This window comes from Halobacteriovorax sp. RZ-2 (assembly GCF_043196685.1).
In the GTDB taxonomy this organism is placed as follows: Bacteria; Bdellovibrionota; Bacteriovoracia; order Bacteriovoracales; family Bacteriovoracaceae; genus Halobacteriovorax_A.
On sequence record NZ_JBEBMR010000001.1, the window covers coordinates 38,954 to 61,046 of the forward strand.

The 22,093-nt window shown below is 38.1% G+C and carries 11 protein-coding genes; 3 read left to right on the top strand and 8 right to left on the bottom strand.

All coding sequences use genetic code 11. The features are described from left to right. Nucleotides 1–26 precede the first annotated feature (26 nt). Nucleotides 27–5,303 (bottom strand): hypothetical protein, encoded by a 5,277-nt coding sequence (locus ABMA78_RS00175; protein ID WP_392855839.1) that lies wholly within the window; start codon nt 5,301–5,303, stop codon nt 27–29. 368 nt (nt 5,304–5,671) lie between these two features. Between ABMA78_RS00175 and ABMA78_RS00180 the strand changes: the two genes are divergently transcribed. Beyond that, complete coding sequence (locus tag ABMA78_RS00180) at nt 5,672–10,558, top strand: hypothetical protein (protein WP_392855842.1); 4,887 nt, start codon at nt 5,672–5,674, stop codon at nt 10,556–10,558. Here ABMA78_RS00180 and ABMA78_RS00185 read toward each other — a convergent pair. Genes ABMA78_RS00185 through ABMA78_RS00195 form a run of 3 tightly spaced genes read right to left on the bottom strand, consistent with a single transcriptional unit; the run spans nt 10,545 to nt 13,338 of the window. Then, nucleotides 10,545–11,561: a hypothetical protein gene (locus ABMA78_RS00185; protein WP_392855844.1), complete on the bottom strand. Its 1,017-nt coding sequence runs from the start codon at nt 11,559–11,561 to the stop codon at nt 10,545–10,547. The two genes, ABMA78_RS00180 and ABMA78_RS00185, sit on opposite strands and share 14 nt — an antisense overlap. After that, the gene (locus ABMA78_RS00190; RefSeq protein ID WP_392855847.1) at nt 11,558–12,643 is read right to left on the bottom strand and encodes a hypothetical protein; all 1,086 of its coding nucleotides are present in this window, start codon (nt 12,641–12,643) and stop codon (nt 11,558–11,560) included. Before ABMA78_RS00190 ends, ABMA78_RS00185 begins: the two co-directional genes overlap by 4 nt. 23 nt (nt 12,644–12,666) lie before the next feature. Further along, the gene (locus ABMA78_RS00195; protein ID WP_392855848.1) at nt 12,667–13,338 is read right to left on the bottom strand and encodes a hypothetical protein; all 672 of its coding nucleotides are present in this window, start codon (nt 13,336–13,338) and stop codon (nt 12,667–12,669) included. A 336-nt stretch (nt 13,339–13,674) separates the two neighbouring features. Here ABMA78_RS00195 and ABMA78_RS00200 point away from each other — a divergent pair, with 336 nt between their 5' ends. After that, entirely contained in the window at nt 13,675–15,456 is a 1,782-nt protein-coding gene (locus ABMA78_RS00200; protein WP_392855850.1) for a S41 family peptidase, read from the top strand. 19 nt (nt 15,457–15,475) lie between these two features. Here the strand turns inward: ABMA78_RS00200 and ABMA78_RS00205 are convergent, their stop codons facing one another. Next, entirely contained in the window at nt 15,476–16,306 is an 831-nt protein-coding gene (locus tag ABMA78_RS00205; protein ID WP_392855851.1) for an SAM-dependent methyltransferase, read from the bottom strand. Between the two features lie 157 nt (nt 16,307–16,463). Further along, complete coding sequence (locus ABMA78_RS00210; protein WP_392855852.1) at nt 16,464–18,572, bottom strand: hypothetical protein; 2,109 nt, start codon at nt 18,570–18,572, stop codon at nt 16,464–16,466. Between the two features lie 323 nt (nt 18,573–18,895). Here ABMA78_RS00210 and ABMA78_RS00215 point away from each other — a divergent pair, with 323 nt between their 5' ends. After that, complete coding sequence (locus ABMA78_RS00215) at nt 18,896–19,639, top strand: glutathione peroxidase (RefSeq protein WP_392855854.1); 744 nt, start codon at nt 18,896–18,898, stop codon at nt 19,637–19,639. A 35-nt stretch (nt 19,640–19,674) separates the two neighbouring features. Here the strand turns inward: ABMA78_RS00215 and ABMA78_RS00220 are convergent, their stop codons facing one another. Together ABMA78_RS00220 and ABMA78_RS00225 are read right to left on the bottom strand one after the other, a co-directional pair. Further along, on the bottom strand, nt 19,675–21,849 hold the full coding sequence (locus ABMA78_RS00220) for a glutamine synthetase III (RefSeq protein WP_392855855.1): 2,175 nt from the start codon (nt 21,847–21,849) through the stop codon (nt 19,675–19,677). A 79-nt stretch (nt 21,850–21,928) separates the two neighbouring features. Beyond that, on the bottom strand, nt 21,929–22,075 hold the full coding sequence (locus ABMA78_RS00225) for a hypothetical protein (protein WP_392855858.1): 147 nt from the start codon (nt 22,073–22,075) through the stop codon (nt 21,929–21,931). Nucleotides 22,076–22,093: the final 18 nt, after the last annotated feature.

Consider the following 22,093-nt stretch of genomic DNA (forward strand, 5'->3'; position numbering starts at 1 on the left):
TCTACCAATCCTCGACTATTGGTATTCTATTTCACTTTTGGAGACAGTTGCAGTAACCTCTCCATCGCTTTTGGATCATCTTTTAATGTAAAGCTCAGCTCAACACGTTGTGACTGTGAACAACTATAGTCACCACACTTCATGTCTTCGTTTGCAAGTGGTACTGCAAAACTAGCAGGCTTTCTTTCTTCAACAATAAACCCTTTTGGTTCAATTAGTTCAGCTGCAATCGATTCACGTTGTCTCTCGATTACTGTCTCAAGAGGAATCGGTCTTGAGAAACCATAACCAATCGACTTCGTCACATTTCTCATATAGAACTTATATGGATAATTCATACCATCGCTATAAATATAGTTTGAAATAGCTAGGGCACGACGTGACGATAGGTTTAAGTTATAGTTATACGAGTAAGCTTCTGCCATCATTGGATCAAGTGCCTTACCACCAAATAGTGGAGAGGCGTGACCTTCAACATTGAAGCTATCAAGTTGCTCTCTTACTGTATCATCAGCAAATAAAACTTCAGAGTACAATGGAATAAGCGACTTAAGCTTCTTCTTAGCGTGTCTACTTAGTCTTGAAGAACCTGTTTCAAATAGTAAGTTCTTATCCATTAGAAGTGTTACGTTACCTGTTTTTGGATCAACCGCTGCATCGATATTATTACTTCTAAATTTGTCAGCAAGGTTTCTCGCAATATTTGCACGTAAGTTCTTCTTCTGATCTTCAACTTTTTTCGCAATCTTCTTAACTTGTTTCATGAAATCTTTCTTATCATTAACTTCAGCAAGACAAGAGTTAAGCTTCTTATTCGCACCATCTAGTCCATTACCAAGTTCTGTAACTTTCTGATTCAAGGCACTTGATCCTGTCTCACAAGCATTTAGGTCTTCACCAAGAGATGCGATTTTACGGCCAAGATTACCATTCTCATCATTCTTATTAGCAAGGGCATTTTGTAGGTCACTTACCTCTTTACCAAGTCCTGCAACCTTCCCTTTTAAGTCATTATTTTCGTTATTAAGTCCAGCAAGCTCACCTTTTGCTTTACCAAGGGCCTCTTTAAGTCCACCGTTCTCTTTTCCAAGACCAGCAAGTTTACCTTGTGCCTTACCAAGAGCTTCTTTAAGTCCACCGTTCTCTTTACCAAGACCAGCAAGCTCACCCTTTGCTTTTCCAAGAGCATCTTTTAGTCCACCGATTTCTTTGCCCATTCCGGCAAGTTTACCTTTGGCCTTTCCAAGAGCTTCTTTAAGTCCACCGTTCTCTTTACCAAGACCAGCAAGCTCACCCTTTGCTTTTCCAAGAGCATCTTTTAGTCCACCGATTTCTTTGCCCATTCCGGCAAGTTTACCTTTGGCCTGTCCAAGGGCTTCTTTAAGTCCACCATTTTCTTTACCAAGACCAGCAAGTTCACCTTTAGCTTTTCCTAGAGCATCTTTAAGTCCACCGATCTCTTTACCCATTCCGGCAAGTTTACCTTTGGCCTGTCCAAGTGCTTCTTTAAGTCCACCGTTCTCTTTACCAAGACCAGCAAGTTCCCCCTTTGCTTTTCCTAGAGCATCTTTAAGTCCACCGATCTCTTTACCCATTCCGGCCATCTTACCTTTGGCCTGTCCAAGGGCCTCTTTTAGACCGCCTATTTCTTTACCCATACCAGCAAGCTTACCTTTTGCTTGCCCTAGAGCTTCTTTAAGTCCACCATTTTCTTTACCAAGACCAGCTAGCTCACCCTTAGCTTTTCCAAGAGCGTCTTTAAGTCCACCGATCTCTTTCCCCATACCGGCCATCTTGCCTTTGGCCTGTCCAAGAGCTTCTTTTAGGCCACCGATCTCTTTCCCCATACCGGCCATCTTGCCTTTAGCTTGTCCAAGCGCCTTCTTAAGTCCACCGATTTCTTCACCCATGCCTTTCATCTTACCTTTTGCCTGACCTAGAGCTTTCTTAAGCCCTCCATTTTCTTCAGACATACCAGCAAGCTTTCCTTGGGCCTGGCCAAGTGCTTTCTTAAGTCCACCATTCTCTTCTGACATTCCTTTAAGTTTTCCCTTGGCCTCGCCAAGCGCCTTCTTAAGGCCGCCATTTTCTTCAGACATACCAGCAAGCTTTCCTTGCGCCTGTCCTAGAGCTTTTTTAAGTCCACCATTTTCTTCTGACATTCCTTTAAGCTTTCCTTCAGCTTGCCCGAGAGCATCCTTAAGTCCACCGTTTTGTGCCATTAGAGACTTCTTATCACCTTCAAGTTTTCCAACCATCGCCTTAAGACGATCAACTTCACCTGCAAGACCTTTATTCTTAGCGTCTCCCTGGGCAAGTTTTGATTGAAGGTTTTTGATATCACCTTTAAGGCCTTGATTACTTTGTTGTGAACGTGCAAGATTAGACTTAAGCCCTTTCACATCATCATTTAGACCTGCGATTTTTCCATCACGAGCGGTAACATCAGCATTTAATTTTTTAATTTGAGAATCTTTTTGTGCAGTAAGAGAATCCATGGCCTGAGCATGTTTCCCCTTTAGATCTTTAATTTGGTTATCATAGGCCATTTTTTGATCGGCCTTATTCTTTTCATACTGCTTTGTTAAATCTGTAAGCTCACGTTTGTGATCAGAGTTTAATTTTGCAATTTGCGACTGTGCATCTTTTTTTACACCAGCTAACTGCTTTTCTTTTGTATCAAGTTCTGATTGGTACTTCTTATTTAAGTCAGCAATTTTTGATTCATAGCCTGCTTTTTGCTTTGCTTCTGATTTCTTATGCATTTTTTCTAGATCAGTAATCTTCTTAGCGTGGTCAGAGTTAAGCTTTGCAATAGTTTCTTGTGACTTCTTAATAGTACCTGCTAGTTGAGCTTCTTTCGTATCAAGCTCTGCTTGGTGTTTCTTATTAAGATTTGCAATTTTCGACTCATAACCCATTTTTGTATTTTGTTGCTGTTTTTGATGAGACTTTGTTAAGTCATCAACTTTCTTAGCGTGATCAGAGTTAAGCTTTGCAATTGTTTCTTGTGACGTTTTAATAGTACCTGCTAGTTGAGCTTCCTTTGTATCAAGCTCAGACTGGTGCTTCTTATTAAGATTAGCGATTTGAGTCTCATAACCCATCTTCGTATCTTTTTCTTTTTTCTCATATGACTTTGTGAGATCCGCAACTTTCTTTGCGTGATCTGCATTCATCTTAGCGATTGTTTCTTGAGACTGCTTTTTCTGACCAGCAAGTTGTTGGTCCTTTGAAGTAAGCTCAGACTGAAACTTCTTATTAAGATTGGCTATTTGAGTCTCATAACCCATTTTCGTGTCTTGTTGTTTCTTCTCGTAAGACTTAGTGATCGTATCCACTTTTTTGGCGTGATCAGCATTAAGTTTTGCAATCGTATCCTTAGACTGCTTAATTTGGCCGTCTAATTGTTGTTGCTTAGATGTAAGCTCCGACTGGTGCTTCTTACTAAGATTTGCAATCTGAGTTTCATAACCCATTTGCGTGTCTTTTTGTTTCTTTTCATAAGATTTAGTTAAGTCATCAACCTTCTTTGCATGATCAGTATTAAGTTTGGCAATTGTCTCTTGTGACTGCTTTTTCTGACCAGCTAGTTGTTTTTCTTTTACATCAAGTTCACCTTGATACTTCTTATTAAGATCAGCTATTTGAGTTTCATAACCCATTTTCGTATTTTGTTGCTGCTTCTCATAAGTTTTCGTTAGATCAGATACTTTCTTTTGGTGATCTGAGTTAAGACGAGCAATAGTTTCTTGTGAATCTTTCTTTTGCCCAGCAAGTTGCTTATCTTTTGTATCAAGTTCCGTCTGGAACTTCTTATTCATGTCTGCAACTTGTTTTTCATATCCAGCTTTTTGTTGCTGTTTTTGTTTTTCATAAGTTTTTGTTAGGTCGGCCACCTTATTTTGATGGTCAGCATTTAGCGTCTTAATCTCATGCTCTTTTGTTGAGATGATATTGGCATACTTCTTATTTAGATTATCAACTTTAAGTGTGTGATCTTGATTAAGTTTTTGAACTTCTTGCTCTTGGGCCTTTCTCTGTTCAACAATCTCTTTTTCAAGCTTTTCTTGAGCAATAATACGCCCTTTTATCTCACGATTTGCCTTGGCGATGAGTTCTTCATTCTTACGCTTTACTTGTTGAAGCTCTTGAATTTTCTTTGTGTCTTCAGTTACTTTTTGAAGAGTGTTAGCAAGTTTTGATCTAACCTTCACAATTTCATTATTAACAAGCTTGTTTTCGGCCTGTTGCTCCTGAACTTTCTTTTGCTCTACTTCTAGCTTTGTCTCAAGCTTAGTTTTAACCTGAGTAATCTTTTTGATATCTTGTGTTTGTTTCGTAATTTCCTGCTCTAGCTCTTTAAGTTTCTTTTCTTGTTGAGTTTTTACTTGTTCAACACTTGAGAGAGTTTCTTGAATTTTTTTCTTCTGCTCTTCAACTTGTTTCTTTTTCTTATCAAGTTCACCAACTTTAGAATAAAGAATATTATTCTTATCCTGTGCCTTAGCAAGCATAGAGTCACGTTCTTTAATTTGTTCTTCAAGATCTATTAGTGATTTTTCTTTGAATTCAAGAACAGTTTTAATTCTCTTCTGCTCTTGTTCTTGCTCTTTAATCTTCTCTTTCGTTTGCTCAAGATTCTTAGAAAGTTTATCGTTTTCTTGAGATTTTTGCTTCATCTCTTTTACGATTTGTTGAATTTTCTTTTGAAGTTCTTGTTCTTCTTTCTTTTGTCTCTCCATCATACGTGAAAGCTTATCAAGCTGGGCCTCTTTAGAACGTAGGTCATCTTGATTCTTACGAATCTCTTCAAGACGCTTCTTCATCTCTTTAGCTTTTTCGTTGATTTCTTTCTTTAATTCTGTATTTTCACGAGAGATCTTTTTAGACTTATACTTTTCTTTATCAAGTTGTTGTCCAACTTTTTCAACAATTGATTCTTTCTTTGTTTGGTTCTCAACCATCTCTTCCATGATCTTCTTATTCTTTTCAAGTTTCTCAACAAACTTAGAAAGCTCGACCATTTTCTGGTTAATCACATTCTTATAATCAGTAACCTCAGTGATTGATTGCTCAATCTCATTCTTGGCCTTCATTTCTTTGATTTTTTGCTCTTTGGACACCATTCCTTCAAGCTGTTGCTCGTGCTTCTTCTTCTCCTGCGCTTGCTGAAGTGATTTAACACCAACTTTAATCATGGCAAATACGAACATTACTAGGAATACAACTGCAACGGTTGTAAACATATCTGAGTATGAACTCCAGATTGACCCGTCGTCTTTTCTTTCTTCTCTTTTCATAATCCTACCCTCGAACAGATCATAGGATAGCGATTTCTAGAGTTTATTAAAGGCAATGGGCCCTAGGGCCTTGAATTATCTGAGTAACTTAAATATTTACACGTGCTTAACAGGGCAAGAGAGCATTTCTTGGGCCAAAAACCAACTTGCAAGTTGAACACCAAAAGTGGCAAATATTGTGGCCAACGTAAATAATATTGGCCGTTGCCCAATATCTGAGTCAAAAGATCGGAATCATCTGGGCCAAATTATCTCGTAACCACCTAATAACTCATTTTACTTCGTTTTTACTGCGGCATATTTTAACCTTACTTTATATTAATCTTAAGTAGTTACGTGATTGAGACGATAACTATTTGGGATAGTAAATGAAGAAATACACGGAACAGTTTAAATTCATTCTGACGTTTACGCTATTGCTTATGATGGCAAGTTCATGCGTACCTCAGGCAGCTAATAATCGCTCTACATCTAGCAGTGACAACGATGGTGTGGAATCAGAGATCAACGATCCAAGCTTCGAAGACTCAAGGGCCTATATTCAATATGCAGGAAATGTTTATGATTCTGTATTTGAAATGGATAATTACTTTGATGACAAGCTTACATTAAGAGGTCGTGGGATTCACAATTACGTGAAAGAGAATCTCAATAAAACATACTGTGCAGTTGTCAACTTCCCTAGTATTGAAAGTGGTACTCCACTTGTTGCGGTAGGATTTCCACAGTACACGATCAATGTCTCAGAAAATTCAAAAGAATATTTCTTAAGATTCACTTATCGCACAATTGATAAATCTATCACACAAAGCTATTGTGATAACCTTGATGTTCAATCTTTTATCGTCGCTAAGGCCCTAAATTCAACAAAAGTAAAATACGATATCGATGATATTTGTCCAACATGCTCAAATATCACAACAACATCAGGTTCTCTGCTTCTAACAACAAATGCAGGAGATGACCTTACAACAGCACTTGGAAATAGTTTATCATTTAAGTTGTTCTTCACTTATATCGGAACTCCTGATAATGGAAATCTTTGTTCACAAGACTCACAATGTACAAGTAATGGAAGTGACTACTGCTGTCTAAACGGACAATGTGTTCAAGACTTGTCTGCCAAGACAGAAAATATCCCTAGCACAATCTTAAATGAGATTGATCTGAATCCATCAGCAATCTACAACTATCCTAATTACTATAATATTTGTACAACAGGTTCAGTTCCAGGAACAGATCCTGATGATGAATACACTCCTGATGAAGAAGCAGCGATTCGCTTTAATCGTTTGAAACAACTTTTTCAGTGTACGACTCCATTTGATGGTGAACGCGGTATTTGTACAACAATCTATGAAGGTGCTCGTACAGACCTAGAGGAAAATTACGAAACGAATATTGATGACACAAATTTTGCGACTACATATAAAGGAACAAAACCTTTTGCTAACTCAATCCATGAAGTGCGCTATCAAAATGGTGTTATCTATAAAGAAGGTGCTCCCATTGTTCCAGGAACTGTAAGCATCTCCGGTGAAAATGACAACTTAACAGATACGACTAAGCTAAAAATCACGACACCATATAGTGAAACGAATAAGTACAAAAACCTTGAGATTGATGCCTATACTGATGTTTCATGTAAGCGTATCAATAATTTCCAGGCCCAATGTTATAAAGTCTATAAGCAAGGACAAAATGAAGGGATGGCCACTGACCACTACCCTGGAACACAACGCTTTCAAATTCCTTATTATGCAAACCTAAGCAATAAATTAGTCGTTGAAGTCGATGAAGTGACAAGAACACAAAATACTTCATGGACTCTTTCTGTAGGAGCAATTAATGAAGTTGTCTTTGGAAATAACTACATTGTTCAGGATTCACAAACAGTTAAGATAATCTTCTATGTTAACTTAACAACATATCCAACGATCCTGACATCTAAGGAAGCTGCTCAACAAGAGATCGCTACATATTGTAAGTGTTCACTAACACAGTGTGCGCTTGAAGAAGTTAGGGACACAAATGATGTGGTTGTTAATTACCAATGTTACTTAGTTTCTAATCAACCAGAGGCTCCCCTACAACAATCATTTTACCTTTCGGCCAAAACCGCACCACAGAGGTACTTTGATAGTAATGGTGTCTCTAAGAAAGACTTAACATTAACAGATGTAATTCTTGAACCAAATCTTGCTCAAGAAGGAACAGCATTTGCTTATACGAGTGGAGATAAGTCAAAACCTAATAATTTAAATGATTACGTTGGCTTTAATGAAATCTATGGAAGCTTTGATCTGACAAGTACAGGGGCCAAAGCTGCGAAAGAAATTTCAGTTAATGAAGGGACAACGTATGATATCTTCGTTTCAGGTGGAAATTATTCAAGTTGTTCATCTTGTGGAAATGATTACTACGCTTCAAGCCTAAAGTATCTATCAAACGAGTTCACAAATGGCCCAGCTGGTTACCAACCAGACCTAACGACTTCATCAAGAAAGAAGACAACAAAGTATCGTTCTGATGACTTCCTCTTTGGACGTGCCTGCTTTGTGCCAGCGACGATGCTTGCCTGGACTCACCAACCTTACGAAGACCAACAGGATCAGAGACTTAATCGTATGAAGGCCCAGCACTTTATGGTTGCTAATGGTTATGATCGCGACTGGTATGGATTCAACTACGGATCTGTAATTGGATCATTTGATGGTGTTAAATGGTTTGCAGTTGGCTCAAAAAGAAGAATCAAGGCATCAAGTAATAAGCTCTTTCTGGCCATTAATGCAAAATTCTCTGATCAAACAGTTGAGAATAGTTATTCAGTTACAGTACAAGATTCAGTTATTAACGGAAGTTCAAATATTCCTACAACGGATTTTGCAACAGATGGAGCAACTTGCCAGCAAATTCACTCTTGTAGCACAGATAATGAATGTGTTTCTGCACTAGGTTGGGATTATGCTTGTGAGAATATTTCGACACTCTCATCACCTTTTCCAAATTTTGATGTAAATGGAAACGAGATCCCACAAGAAAGCGATATTGACCGCCTTCTTTCTCTAACAGGAACTTTTTCAGGTGGCGTAAAGAGATGTGTCTATCGAGGACGTGGAGCAGCTTGTTTACCAGAATACAACACTGTAAATAACTCTTCTCAGTCTTACACGACAGTTGGTTCAAAGAGACTACATGGTTGTTCATTTAACAATCACTGTCAGCCACTTGAAGGTGCCAATAATGATAAGTTTAATAATAGAATTTCACGTAAAGCAACTTCTCTAGCATTCCAAAATGGACAGGTTGATACGGATGAGGATCTTGTCTCAACAGTGGGACTAGAAGCACCGGCCCTTGGCCGTCCATTTAGCTATATTGGTAATGAAGCTCCTAATTCAAATGCAAAGAAGAACTTACTGCTAAATAATGTTCAGGGCCTCTGCCTACCAGGGCGTGATGCAAACTTAGAAGATGTAGTAGTTTCGATGGATCGTGAATCAGTTCTTGTTCCAGATTTCATTGGTAATATGGGAAATACTGTTACTGACCTACAAAATAACGTAAACCTTAATACTTTCCTAAGTTGCCCTACTTTTGATACGACTGGTGACTATATTGCCTTTGATCGAATAAATGATGTGACAACAAGAACATCAGATTTACAACTCCTATCAAGATCTCAAAACCTAAGCACATACTTCTTAGAAATTTTTGAAGGACTTACAAATAATGAACTTCTAAAAGACCTTGAAGATGAAGATGCACCATATGTTGACTCACAAGCTCTTCCTGTAAATGCATGCCTTAGAGCTCCAGGTTCAACATGTTTTACAGACCTTGATTGCTCGGCCTCTAAATTTGTGACAGATAATACAAAGGGTGTCTCAATCGATGATCTTATTACGGCAACAAGTCAGTATGAGCTATCTTTCTGGCAAACAGAACAGGTTTGTTCACAACCAGCACGTGTTGGTGATGATGACTATGACATAAGAAATAATCGCTGTTGTACAGAGATGGGAAATATATTTAAAGTCCCTACTCTTGATATCTTTGGAAGACCTATTTCAAATGATTCAACGATCACTAATAGTGACGGTGTTGATTTAACAAGAGTACCTGGTGCGGAAATTGGCGCAAAGACTGCAACACGTTTTTCAGGAAATGTTCTGACAGAGTATGAAAGACAAACTGATGGTATCAACACAATGACAATGGCAACTAAGGATGCCGGGATACCTGAGGCAAGTGCCTACTCTCAGTTTAAGGCCCTTTCAACTTATGGGAAGAAAATGTGCTGTAGCGAGAACTGGGTTCGAAGCTTTAACAAAGAAGTGAATGGTGGTGGACATGAGTGGGGGCCAAGTAAAATGCAAGCTCACGGTCAAGACTCACTAGAAGACTTTAAATGTTACAACTACGCTGATCAGTCAAAACAAAATTGTAGTGCCACTCAAGCTCAAAATACATCAAGCTGTTCACTTGTGGATATACCAGATGCAATTGGAGAAGATATCACAAAGTGGCTGGGATATTATGAGCTAACAGGTATTCCTAATATCGTTATCAAAGACCATATCTCAGGTGTTGTTGATATGGGTGATAATAAGTGTAGCAAACCAATCTATCGTGATGACACGGCAACTGCGGAATATGGTATTGATGGGTTTATGCTTGCAGACACTGCCGACTATGAGCCACTATCAAAAGCAAATGAATTCAAGCCAGTATTTGAAAGTGATGAGTTTGCTTGTTGTATGCCGGCAGGAACACAAATGCAGGCCGGAGATGATGCGAACCTTTGTTGTACTGGTTATATCAACCCGCAAAACAATAAGTGTCAGCTAAAGAATTATGCTAACGTTTCTGCATATACGAATCGTTATGTTTCAAGTGAACTTCAAAATCTTCCAGATTCAGACTTTGAACCTCTGACTGGGCACATGAAAGATCGTGAAAAGCTTGCTATCGTAGCATGTCAGCAAAGTATGTGTGCTGATGGTTATGTTGGTTTTGGTCTAGCTCATGGACAATATGGACTTCCAGAAGAAACACTTGCTGATGCAGATGCTGCAGGAGTTGGAAATGTTAAGCGATTTATGCAAAATACTGATAATGATAATGAGCTAGGTCGCGTTGACTACTTCCTAGAAGGTCTAAAGTGGAATGCTCACGTTTACTGTCTTCCGGCCAATGTTGCCAGTGAGCTTCAAGGCTCAACACCGGCCGTTCAAGTTCTTAACTGTAATTAAATTTAATATCATCAATAATCTTATCGAGGAGTGCCTTGGCCACTCCTCTATTATCCTTTGCAATATAAGGATGAATTTTCATACTAAGACTTAGTTGTCCATTAAACTCCATGGCAACAATACCAACGGGAAAATTCTTTGACCCTGGAGTTGTGGCAAACCACACCTCATCTTTCCCAAGAGACTTATAACTTTCATCTTCAACATTCCAAGCACCGATATTAGAAAATGTCCCAAGCCAGAAATTCTTTGTTGCAGAATTTCTAGAAAGTTTGGCCATATAATTTCTGCCAAATAAAACACCGATGTGGTGAACCCACCAGAGTCCAATATGATTGAGAGTTTTAACTTTTTCAGAAAAGCTATTTCTTATTTCTTTATAGTCAGAATTTGCATTAAGGCGTAGTTGAACAAAAGAGGTGTGATTTTCATAAGGGTTAGACTTATTAACGATTCCTCTAATATTAATAGGAAGTAGCCAAGAGTAGCGCTCATTTTGACATTCATCTTTGATCAGAGAAAAAACATGAAGATTAATAAGTTCTAAGAGCACAACATTTTGAGAAAGCTTATTTTCCTTTAGAAAATTATTAAAGGCCTTTGTCTCATCATGATTAAGTACCCCTATTTCAAATTCATAATTATCTTTAGGTCTAATATCATTACGTTCTTTCCACTGCGGGGCCTTAGCTGGTGAAATATCCGTCGCTTTCAAAGCAAGTTTCACATGTTTCCAAAATGAGATCTTCTTCTTGTAATTGGAATAGATCGGATCTCTTTTAGCGCCAAGTTGAGTAAGGTAATATGGAATGGAAGCACTTCCATCCATCAAAGAATGAGAGTACTCAAAGTATTCTGGAGACAAGAGACTTCCCTCATGCCACTTTGCCCTGCCAATAACACATTGATCGTTTTCTCCCCTTTCCTTTAATAACTCATACCAAACACCAACCCAGTCACGACTGAAGTAACGCTTCGATATGATATTAAAGGGCCAGATCACAGAAGACTTCCTTCAAAACGAAATGATCTCATAGGCCACAGTCCTTGGTTCTCATCACTGTGAATTTCAAACATATGTCCTGTATTCTCCACAACGACCCCATCAATTAATGGAGAGAAATGAATTGCATCCTGCCCCGTATAGAGATTACAAATATGATATTGATTTAATATTTTAGAGTCCTTTAGATATTTTATAACTGCTGAAATAATATCCTTTTTTGTGTCATTACTCATTTGTGACTGAAAACAAAGATATTGGATCTCTAATGTTTTTAGAATTCCGTTATCGACCTTTGGTCTTCCCATCATTTCAACAATATTAGTTAAAAACTTCTTTGCAAATTTTAAGTTATATAATTTATATGAGCGGCCTAGGTCACGATTTGAAATCATAAAAATTGATAAGAGTTTACCACCGTCAAAAACACCATAGTAAGCATTGCCTTCAGTATCATCTATTTCTTCCATCAAATCGAGGTCATGGGCCTCTTGGATATAAAACTTTTTAAAATCAGAAAAAGGAATTTCTCTAACATCATAAAACGTTGGATTAAAAACAGCAGGAATCACAACGGAATATACATGATAATTATTGATATAACGATAGTTATAACCACGGCCACCTTTTGTTAAAGAAGCAATGGCCTTTTCATTGTCTGAGAGAATAGCAGTATAGGCCATCTCACAGCGAAGATCATCTGAAAGCTTAGGCAGGGCCGAGATAACATCGGCAAAGCACTTTCTCCATTGAACCTTTGCTCGACGTCCACCTTGAGGTGAAACTCGTAGGTCACAAAAGTAGGCCACTGGACGATAATCACCGTCAATGTAGCGCAGGTGTCTTACAATTGTTCCAACACCACAAATACTTAAGTCTTCATTTAGAAATAAGAAAGTCCAAAAGTGATTGCCCTTTCTCTCATAAAACTTGAAGAAGTCATTGCCACGATCAAATGACAATGCCTCATCTCCAGTTTCCATATGAATATCTTTGTAAAAATTTAAGATCCCTTCGTTATCTTCTCTAGTCGCCAGCCTTATGTGTGAGTAAGGGGCAACGACCTCTTCCAAGGTCATCATACAAACGCTCCTTGCTAGCGAGACTAGCTATAAGATTTAACTTTCTTGATTGAGCGAGCTTTTAGTAGTCTCTTTAAAAGGAACATAACAATGCGACCAAAAGAAAGGTGTACATTCATCATTGTTCCATACTCAATCACTTCATCATCAGGCTCACTCATACCAGGTAGCATTTTTGTGTAGCCTTTATAAAGTCTAAACGGGCGTATTGTATTATAGATCTCACCAAGTTTTGGCTTGGCACTTGAGTATGCATAAATATAAAAGTTACGTCCCATACGTGATGCTTCAATATACATCATTAGCCAGAAGTAAACTCCTAGAAGTCGACAACGTTGGTAACGTGACATCCAAAGCGCTGTTGCTTCAAATAAATCATTTTCAAAATCAGGAACGTCTTTTTGTAATTTTGCTAAGGCTTCATCAGGTAAACTTTTAACAACACGAGAGTCACTCCCTAGTGCGAAAGTAAAACCACCACACATTAGCCCGTGTTTATTAAACAGAGCAAATGTCTTATTTCTAGCAAGAAAGTCTAAAGGAAACTTAACACCAATCCTTTGGTACGCGAGTTGTTGAAACTCTTGTAATTCGTCAAGTTCGTTAATGCATCTAAGCTCCGAGCGGTAAATACGCTTAACACGACGCCCCGTCCCAACAATAACACCTGGCAATACAGCTAATTGTCTAATCATTACTCTCTCCTGTTAGAGTTTTGCTGGGGACATCTTAGAAATAAGCTTAAGCATCAGTAAAATCTCAAACGATTATTAAAATTTCCCCAATTTCATCCTGCGCACTAATAATACCTATAAAATTGCACCCTTAGAAAGGGCCTAATGGAATCTTATTCAATTTCTAACAACATTTTTGGGAAATTCCGTCAAAAGAATAATATTTACAACAATTATTAGTGCCATTGTGCCACCTTGCGAATATGTCCATCGATGAATAATTTCAATAATTAATGCCAAGTACCATGACTTGCGCAGGCCTCATTGCTATTTTTCTCCATTCACAAAAGGAGCCCAATGAAGACAATAATGTCCCTACTACTATTAAGTTTCATGGCCGTTTCAAGCTATGGAATGCAAATCAACAAATCAGCATTTTCTGGCAAGAATTTCTGGTATATCGATCAAATCGATCGAGTTGAGATTATTACTGACCTATACAAGCAAACAAAAGCTGAATACGCCCTATGGGAAGTGAAGAAGAAGCGTATCGGTGTTGATGGAGATATGATCTTTAAAGAAGCAATTGAAGCAGAACAATCAATTGCAGATGTCGACGACGCCATTTCTCAAGCTAGAAGCAATATGGAATTCTACGATCGTGCAAGAAAACTAATTGCGAGCTTTCAAGATACACACTTTGGACTTAACACTCATATTGCAGCACCTTGGATTGTTTCAGGTTTCAATACGAAGTTAGTTGCAGACAGTGGAAAAGTTATTATCGCTTCAAAATATGCCAAGGTAATTGAGAAGTCAGTTATTGAAACACAAAATTACAATCTTAAAATGATTGAATTAGGTGATGAGCTAATTAGTGTTGATGGTGTTAAAGTTAGTGACGCTATCGAGGCCCTAATGCCATATATCGATGCTTCAAGCCCAGCGTTTGCAAGATCACGTGCAGCGGCCATGCTAATTGAGCGCTACTTCTTATTCCCTACAAAACCATACTTTGATATTGAGTTTAAAAGTGAAAAGACACAGACTGTTTATAAAACACGCCTACCTCTTTATTACTCAGGAAATACTAGCATCGTTAGAAAGAAAGACATTTCATTCTACCTTGAACAAAAAGGCTTCTTAAAACTTAAAGAGCTTCGCTTTAAATGGGATAACCAAAAGAGAACGTTCGTAAAGGATACAAGCCTTAAAGTAGAAACTCTACCAGAAGGTCTACCAACAGGTGCAATTGAGCTAGAGAACTGGACATCGGCAAATGGTGGGGGAAGCCCAATCGTTCGCTCTGCTCTAATCTTAAAAGATGCAAAAGCTTATGCTTATATGCAGGTTAACTCTTTTTCAGTATCAACAGTATACTATAAAGGTGAGCAGCTTTCTTTCATCGAAGCGTTAAGAAAGAATATTAAATTCTTTAAAGCACAGAACCTAAATCTAATTTTAGATATTAGAAATAATGGTGGTGGAAACGGTGGTTACCCTGCTCAACTTCTAGCTATGCTAACAGAGCAAGGTCAATCATACCCTAATGCAACTTGGGCCTCGGCAGTAACTCGTTATATGAGACAACTTATCGAGTACTATGGTGTTGAAGAAATCTTTAAAGACATTGGTGGAAGTGACTGGACAATGCAATCAGATGCATTCTTTGAAGCAGCGGCCGAAGGTAGAACACTTTCACGTGCAACTCAAAACTATGATATTACGGCAGACCCACAAGTTGGTGGATTTGATGGTAAGATCGTTGCCCTAGTCTCACCAAATTGTATTTCAGCATGTGATATTACGAGTATCCTATTACAAGGCTCAAAAAGAGCGAAATTAATCGGAACACATGCAAATGGGACAGGTGCAGGCTACCGCTCAAACGACGTGTATAACACGCAATTTAAGGACCGCTACAACGTATTCTCGACACAGATTCCAAATATGCTATTTGGTTATGGTGTTGAAGGACATCAATTTGGTGATCTTTTAGGAATTGACTCTGCCTATGAGTTAAATTCTGAAAACGTTCCAGTTCAAGCAGATGTAAATTATGTTGAGACTAAGAAAGACTTAACTAACTACATGTCAGGTTGGATTGAAAAAGCAATTGAAGTTTTAAACGCTGAATAAATAAAATACCAAGGCCACGTTACTTACGTGGCCTTATAAACATTCCAATTTCTCTACGGTGTGAAGGAAGATGACAAACAGATACTTCATACTTCTTATCATCAGTAAATACCTTGATCCATTCATCAACTTTTTTAAGATCATTGATAACAGGTGTCTTAATCGTTAAGAAAGCACCTTTAATATTCTCATAAAAATCCATAATACGACGAGATTGATTTGTGTTGAGGTCACCATTTAGGTTTAAGTCTGAAATGAGCCAATCACAGTGCTTTGGTAATTGGGCCCTCGTGACATCAAAGACACTCTTTTTGATATGTGAAAATTGCTCACCAAATTTTGATTCGATAAGTGGTGACATCAGAGCGGGATCAACAGAAACAAGTTTTGCACCTTTTTCAAGAACGTAGTATGAAATCCCACCTGGAGCACTTCCTATTTCAACAACTTGATCATTAGCAGTTATCACCTCATCAAACAGTCTAAAGGCCTGACAGGCCTTATGATAGGCCCTCGCAGGAACTTCCTCTTCACAGATATCACTCTCCTCTAATGAAAATGTATCTATTGGTGTCTTAATCGTCTCAAAATGCCAGAATTGGTTTTCTCCAACAGTAGCATACTCACCTTCAATGGGAGCTTGAATGTATTTATCAATGAATGTGGCCTGTCTGCGAGCAAAGACAACAGGTCGACTGACAAGCTGTGCTTCATAATCTTTAGGGCCTTTCATGCTTACAAATTCTTTATTAGAAAAGCTTAAATGAAGCTCTGGATGCTTTAGCTTAATTTCCTCTAAGAGAAGATCCTTAAGCTTTGGATGGTAGAAGAATAGATAAAATGCGTTCATGGAGAAAATATTAACATGAATAGTTGTGATGGGATACAACAACCAAATTCTTAATAAAATTCTAATAAATAGAGCTAATTTATATTTTGAAAATAATCCAGAAATCTGCCAAAAATATAAGACGCCCTCTCAAAAGGGCGTCTCGATATCTGTATAACTATAATGATGCCGGTGATCTAAGATTTTCTTTAATTTGAAACTGCGTAAAGATATTTTCCTTATTGGCCCCTTCAGAGTAAAAATTTTGATAAGGAATATCCCCGTTAAGATTTGCACTAACACTTCCCTTATTTGGATGAGATCCAAAAAGACGTGTTAGCAGGTAATCATTTTTAATCTGGTTATTCACGTTATAAGCAATATCTTTAAAGCGCCATAGAGGTAGCTCATGCTTATACTTTGCAAATAGTTGTTTAGAACCAATTTCCATACAAGCAGCAATCATTGACCTTCTCTTTGATGGCCTAAAGATATACTTCCAACGATATTTCTTCTCACACTTCTTTTTAATCTCAGAAGTATAATTGCCTGTTGACCATTCTTTTAAGAAATTTGCATAAGACTTATAAAGCTTATGACGACAACTACTAAAGAGTGATCGAAGTCTGACAAAGAAGTTTTTGGACTTACCACCACAGGCCTCTTTAAATACCCCGTAGATCTCATCAGAGTTACGATTTAAGAAATTGGCGATATTTGCATTATCCATAGTGATCGTCGAAGTAAATTCAGCTGGAGCACGAACTTGATAATGATCAAACATCGTTGCAAAATTTCCATAGCTATTTGTACGTTCTCTGACAAGATCCTTCATCTTATCTTCGGTCTTTGATACCGCCCAGCTATAGTCTTTATTAACCTTGCTTTGCTGATCAAAAGTCATAGTGAAGACATTAGTGCTAAAAATATCAAAGTCACGTCTAGCATGAATAAGCTCTTCTTCAGACTGATAGTTTATATTAACTTTCTTTGATTCAACGCGATCATTAGAAACCAATTGATCATAACCAATAAGCTTACCTAAGACGGCCCCAAGAAGTTTTGAAAAGATATTTTGTGTATACGATAATCTTTCATAACGGTGAGAGAAGAATTTATAAACTCGCCCATCCTTAACAACTTCTGTTGATTCAGTTTGTGAGTTCTTTACACCACCAATAATGAAAGCTAGATACTTTGACTCTTTAAGCTCCTTCTTACGATTCTCATAAGAAGTAATATTGTCTGCAAGTGTTGAATAATTAAACTTCCCAAAACGCACAACACCTTTAAGCTCATTTAGCTTATCACTATTTCTAAGGTCATCGACATATAAAGACATATAGGCCTTATATGACTTCTCAAAGCTATAATTAAAGTCATAACGAAATAAAGTTAATCTGATAAGATTTAGGAAGTCTGCCATTAATGTCACATTCGCACCGGCAGAAATTAATTTTGAATCCTCTGCACTTAAGCGAATAATCTCATTGGCCTTAGCATTATCAGCTGGCCCTAGACGTTGGATTTCCACAGTCGACTTTCTTTCATACTTGGCCAGCGCACCAGCAGCAACACCAATTCCACTATATGAAGCTGTCGCAGCTGCACCTGCAGCAAATGTTAGAGCATCTTCTTTCTTGATAAAATCATAATCTCCAAGCTTAGAGAAATTTTCTGGCCTAAGATATTTGTACATAAAGAAGAGACGATCAAATTTTGTCTGAAGTGCATCCTCCACATTATCAGCAAAGTGGTTAAACCTCATTGTTCTCTTTAGTGAAAGATTACTATAGGACTTAAGCACTGATGGAGAAATATTAATGATCCCCTTCGCTTGAAGTGCACCGAGGAAATTTCGAGCAGAGATCTCAATAACCATTTCATCATTTACGAGATAGCGATCTTCATCAAATAAAGATGGGGCCGCACTACGGTTAAAAAGAACCTTAAACCCATGAAAGTCACCAGCGTGTCGCCAACCAACAAGGTTAACACCACCAAAGAAACCATTGGCATCATGACTTAGACGATCGCCGATTGCCTGATAATTGGCCTGGTAATTATCATAGATTTGACGATAGATCGGAGAAATATCGGCAAGGTCAGTATCTGAAAACTCAGATTCTAACCTATGGTTGTCTACTGTGAAATTAGAAAATATAACAGGTTCAACGACATCCTCTTGAGCGAAGACATTCGTTGCTCTTGCTTGAAATAGAAATGTAAAAATTAAGAGAATAAGTGTTTTCTTCACTCTTTCCTCTGTATTACTTATTAAGTTCACCACGTCCCCCTTTAGTGATCACCCAATACCCAAGGCTCACTAGCGGAAAAGAAACGGGAACGAACGTGCAATACAGATTCTTTTAGCCTAAAAGGGATTCTACGTTCATTATTCGACACGATGCAAGATTTTCTTATTATTTATTGTCATTTATCAAGTTTTGAATAGTTACCCAGAATTTTTGATAGATTTTACTTATCTTAAGTTAATCTTAATTTAATGGATTTATTAGGCCAGGCCGACGATAATAAATACAAGACAAATGAGGTGACTAATTAAAATGGTCAACTTAAGCTAACTAAACAAAATCAAGGAGAATTATAATGGCATTTGAAAGTATTGATGGAAAGCAAGTCCCTAAGACATCATTTAAAGTTTTTAAAGATGGAGGATTAGTAGATCTAACATATGATGAAGTATTTAAAGGTAAACGTGTTGTAGTCTTCTCACTACCTGGTGCCTATACACCAACATGTTCATCGACTCACCTTCCACGCTACAATGAACTTGCTGGCGCGATTAAGAAAGAAGGTGTTGATGCAATCTATGTCCTATCGGTAAACGATGCATTTGTTATGGACGCTTGGATCCAAGACCAACACGCTGAAGAAGTTGGTGTTCTTCCAGACGGAAATGGTGACTTCTCAAAAGGAATTGGCCTATTAGTTGATAAATCAGATATTGGATTTGGTGCAAGAACTTGGCGCTATTCGATGGTCGTTAATGATGGAGTTGTTGAAAAGTCATTTATTGAACCAGATAAACCAGGTGACCCATTTGAAGTTTCAGATGCGGATACAATGCTTAATTACCTAAACCCAGAAGCAAAAAAACCGGAGGCCATTGCAATTATCACACGCCCAGGTTGTCCTCACTGTCACCGAGCAAAGGAGCTTCTAACAGAGAAAGGCCATAAGTATAATGAAATTATTCTAGGCCAACATACATCTAATCAATCTCTATTTGCCATTACTGGGCAAACAAAGGTTCCTCAAATCTTTATCAATGGTGAAAGAATTGGTGGACGAGATAAATTAGAAGAATTAAACGAACAGGGTAAATTATAAAAAAAGGCCGTCATCATGACGGCCTTCTTATTTATTTAAATTAAAAATAACATTTCAAAATAAGTTGGTACAGGCCACAGGTCATCAGGAATAATACTTTCAAGACGGCCACAGTGGTCAGCAATAATTTCACTAATTGGCATTAAATCGTATGCAAAAGAGTGAGCAACCTTCTCTTCGTCATGGACTTCACTTAATCCAGCAAGAGCATTTTTTAAATTTCTATTTTGCTCGAAAACTGCTTCTAGAGAGAATTGAAGATCTTTTAAAATTTCAGTCTCTACTGTTGCCTCAATTTTGATGGCCTTAGAAGCTGCAATAGATGAAGTTAATTTCGCCTTATAATTTAGTGCGGCCGGAACAACTAATTGGTTCACCATATTAGATAGTGTACTAAATTCAATCGTGCGCTTTGTAATATAAGTTTCAAGAAGAACATTGTAGCGAGTATCCAGCTCTGATTCACGGTAAATTCCATGCTTCGTTAAAAATGCTGTCTCTTCCCTATCCACAAGAACATTTAAGCTATCAGCTGTTGTCTTAAGATTTGGAAGTCCTCTCTTTTGTGCTTCTTCAAGCCATGCTTGTGAATAACCATCACCGTTGAAGATAACATCCCAAGATTCATTAATGAAAGTATGGCAAATATCAAGTAGTGCCTGATCAACTGAGACACCATCACGAGTTTTAGCTTCAAGTAGATTATTGGCCTCTTCTAAAACGGCCGCTACTGCACCATTAAGAATCGTTAATGGGAAACCAATAGATTGATCTGAACCACATGCACGGAATTCAAATTTATTTCCAGTAAAGGCAAATGGCGAGGTTCTATTTCTATCCGTATTATCTTTTGGAAGCTTAGCAAGTGCTCCTGCTCCAAGATCGAGAATAGTTTGTGACTCTGGAGAAAATTCTTCACCTTCTTTGATGGCCTTAAAAATTCTTTCAATTGTTGAACCTGTAAAAACTGAAATGATCGAAGGAGGTGCTTCATTTGCGCCAAGACGATGGTCATTACTATGAGAAGCAATTGAGGCCCTTAAAAGCTTAGCATGGCGATGTACTGCTGCGATAACAACAGAAGTGAAGGCCAAGAAACGATAGTTTTGATGTGGCTCACTTCCTGGATCAAGAAGATTGATTCCACTATCACTTGCAAGTGACCAGTTTAGGTGTTTACCTGAACCATTAATCCCAGCAAATGGTTTCTCATGTAAGAGAGCAACAAAACCGTGACGGATGGCAACGTTTTCAATCGTGGCCATAACCATGTGGTTATTATCGGCCGAAACGTTTGCATCTCTAAAGATTTGCGCAAGCTCAAATTGTCCTGGGGCAACTTCATTGTGACGAGTCTTGGCAGGAATCCCTAATTTATGAAGCTCATAATCAAGCTCTTCCATAAATGCTAAAACGCGCTCATTGATTGCACCAAAGTAGTGGTCATCTAATTGTTGGTTCTTAGTTGAAGGCGCACCAAAAAGCGTACGTCCAGTCATAACCAAATCTTCTCTTAAATTATAATAACTCTTATCAACGAGAAAATATTCTTGTTCAGCTCCACACGTTACAATCACGCGATCAACATTCGTCTCCCCCGTTAAATGAAAGAATTTCTTTGCACTTTCTCCAAGAGTAGAAACCGAACGAAGAAGTGGAGTTTTAATATCGAGGGCCTCACCATGGTATGAAACAAAGGCCGTTGGAATACAAAGAGTTTTTGACTCTCCCGTTCCGATCAAGAACATTGGTGAAGTTAAGTCCCATGCAGTATAACCGCGGGCCTCAAATGTCGAGCGTGATCCACCATTTGGAAAAGATGAAGCATCGGGCTCACCTTGAATTAACTGACTTGCAGATAATTTCTCAATAGGTCTTCCTGTTGAGTAATCGAAGTCTAAGAAAGCATCGTGCTTTTCAGCAGTCGAGCCAGTTAGTGGTTGAAACCAGTGACAAAAGTGAGTTGCACCTTTATCTAGGGCCCACTTTGTTACGGCCTTAGCAACGATCTCTGCCTGGGCCTTAGAGATATGAGAGTTTGAGTGAATTGCCTCGTTAATTTCTTCCTTAATTGAATCAGGTATTTCCTCGGCCGTTTGAATATCAAACGTATTCTCACCGTAGTAATCTGTTACTTTTTGATGCTTACCTGATTTATCTCTGGGACGTAGAAAATTTAAACCTTCAATTAGATTATTTGGGACACTCATTTACTTCCTCTCCGTGGCAGTATAGATGGATAACTACCTATATTATAAGGACTAAAGAGGATTTGTGTCCAATGAAAATTTATTTTTGTAGTGAGATGATTTGAGTTTCAAACACCTGATTATGATCGATTTCAGCTGCTTTAATTTTGGACATACAAAGTACACATCCTGCCATTAAAACAAAGATCATTTTTACGATTGCTTCATATGCATCCGGTGGTAACATTGCTAACTCCAAAAGTTT

Bases quoted from the DNA above. Each gene is read 5' to 3' on its own strand.
- ABMA78_RS00175 (WP_392855839.1), bottom strand. From the start codon at position 5,303: ATGAAAAGAGAAGAAAGAAAAGACGACGGGTCAATCTGGAGTTCATAC.
- ABMA78_RS00180 (WP_392855842.1), top strand. From the start codon at position 5,672: ATGAAGAAATACACGGAACAGTTTAAATTCATTCTGACGTTTACGCTA.
- ABMA78_RS00190 (WP_392855847.1), bottom strand. From the start codon at position 12,643: ATGATGACCTTGGAAGAGGTCGTTGCCCCTTACTCACACATAAGGCTG.
- ABMA78_RS00195 (WP_392855848.1), bottom strand. From the start codon at position 13,338: ATGATTAGACAATTAGCTGTATTGCCAGGTGTTATTGTTGGGACGGGG.
- ABMA78_RS00200 (WP_392855850.1), top strand. From the start codon at position 13,675: ATGAAGACAATAATGTCCCTACTACTATTAAGTTTCATGGCCGTTTCA.
- ABMA78_RS00205 (WP_392855851.1), bottom strand. From the start codon at position 16,306: ATGAACGCATTTTATCTATTCTTCTACCATCCAAAGCTTAAGGATCTT.
- ABMA78_RS00215 (WP_392855854.1), top strand. From the start codon at position 18,896: ATGGCATTTGAAAGTATTGATGGAAAGCAAGTCCCTAAGACATCATTT.
- ABMA78_RS00220 (WP_392855855.1), bottom strand. From the start codon at position 21,849: ATGAGTGTCCCAAATAATCTAATTGAAGGTTTAAATTTTCTACGTCCC.
- ABMA78_RS00225 (WP_392855858.1), bottom strand. From the start codon at position 22,075: ATGTTACCACCGGATGCATATGAAGCAATCGTAAAAATGATCTTTGTT.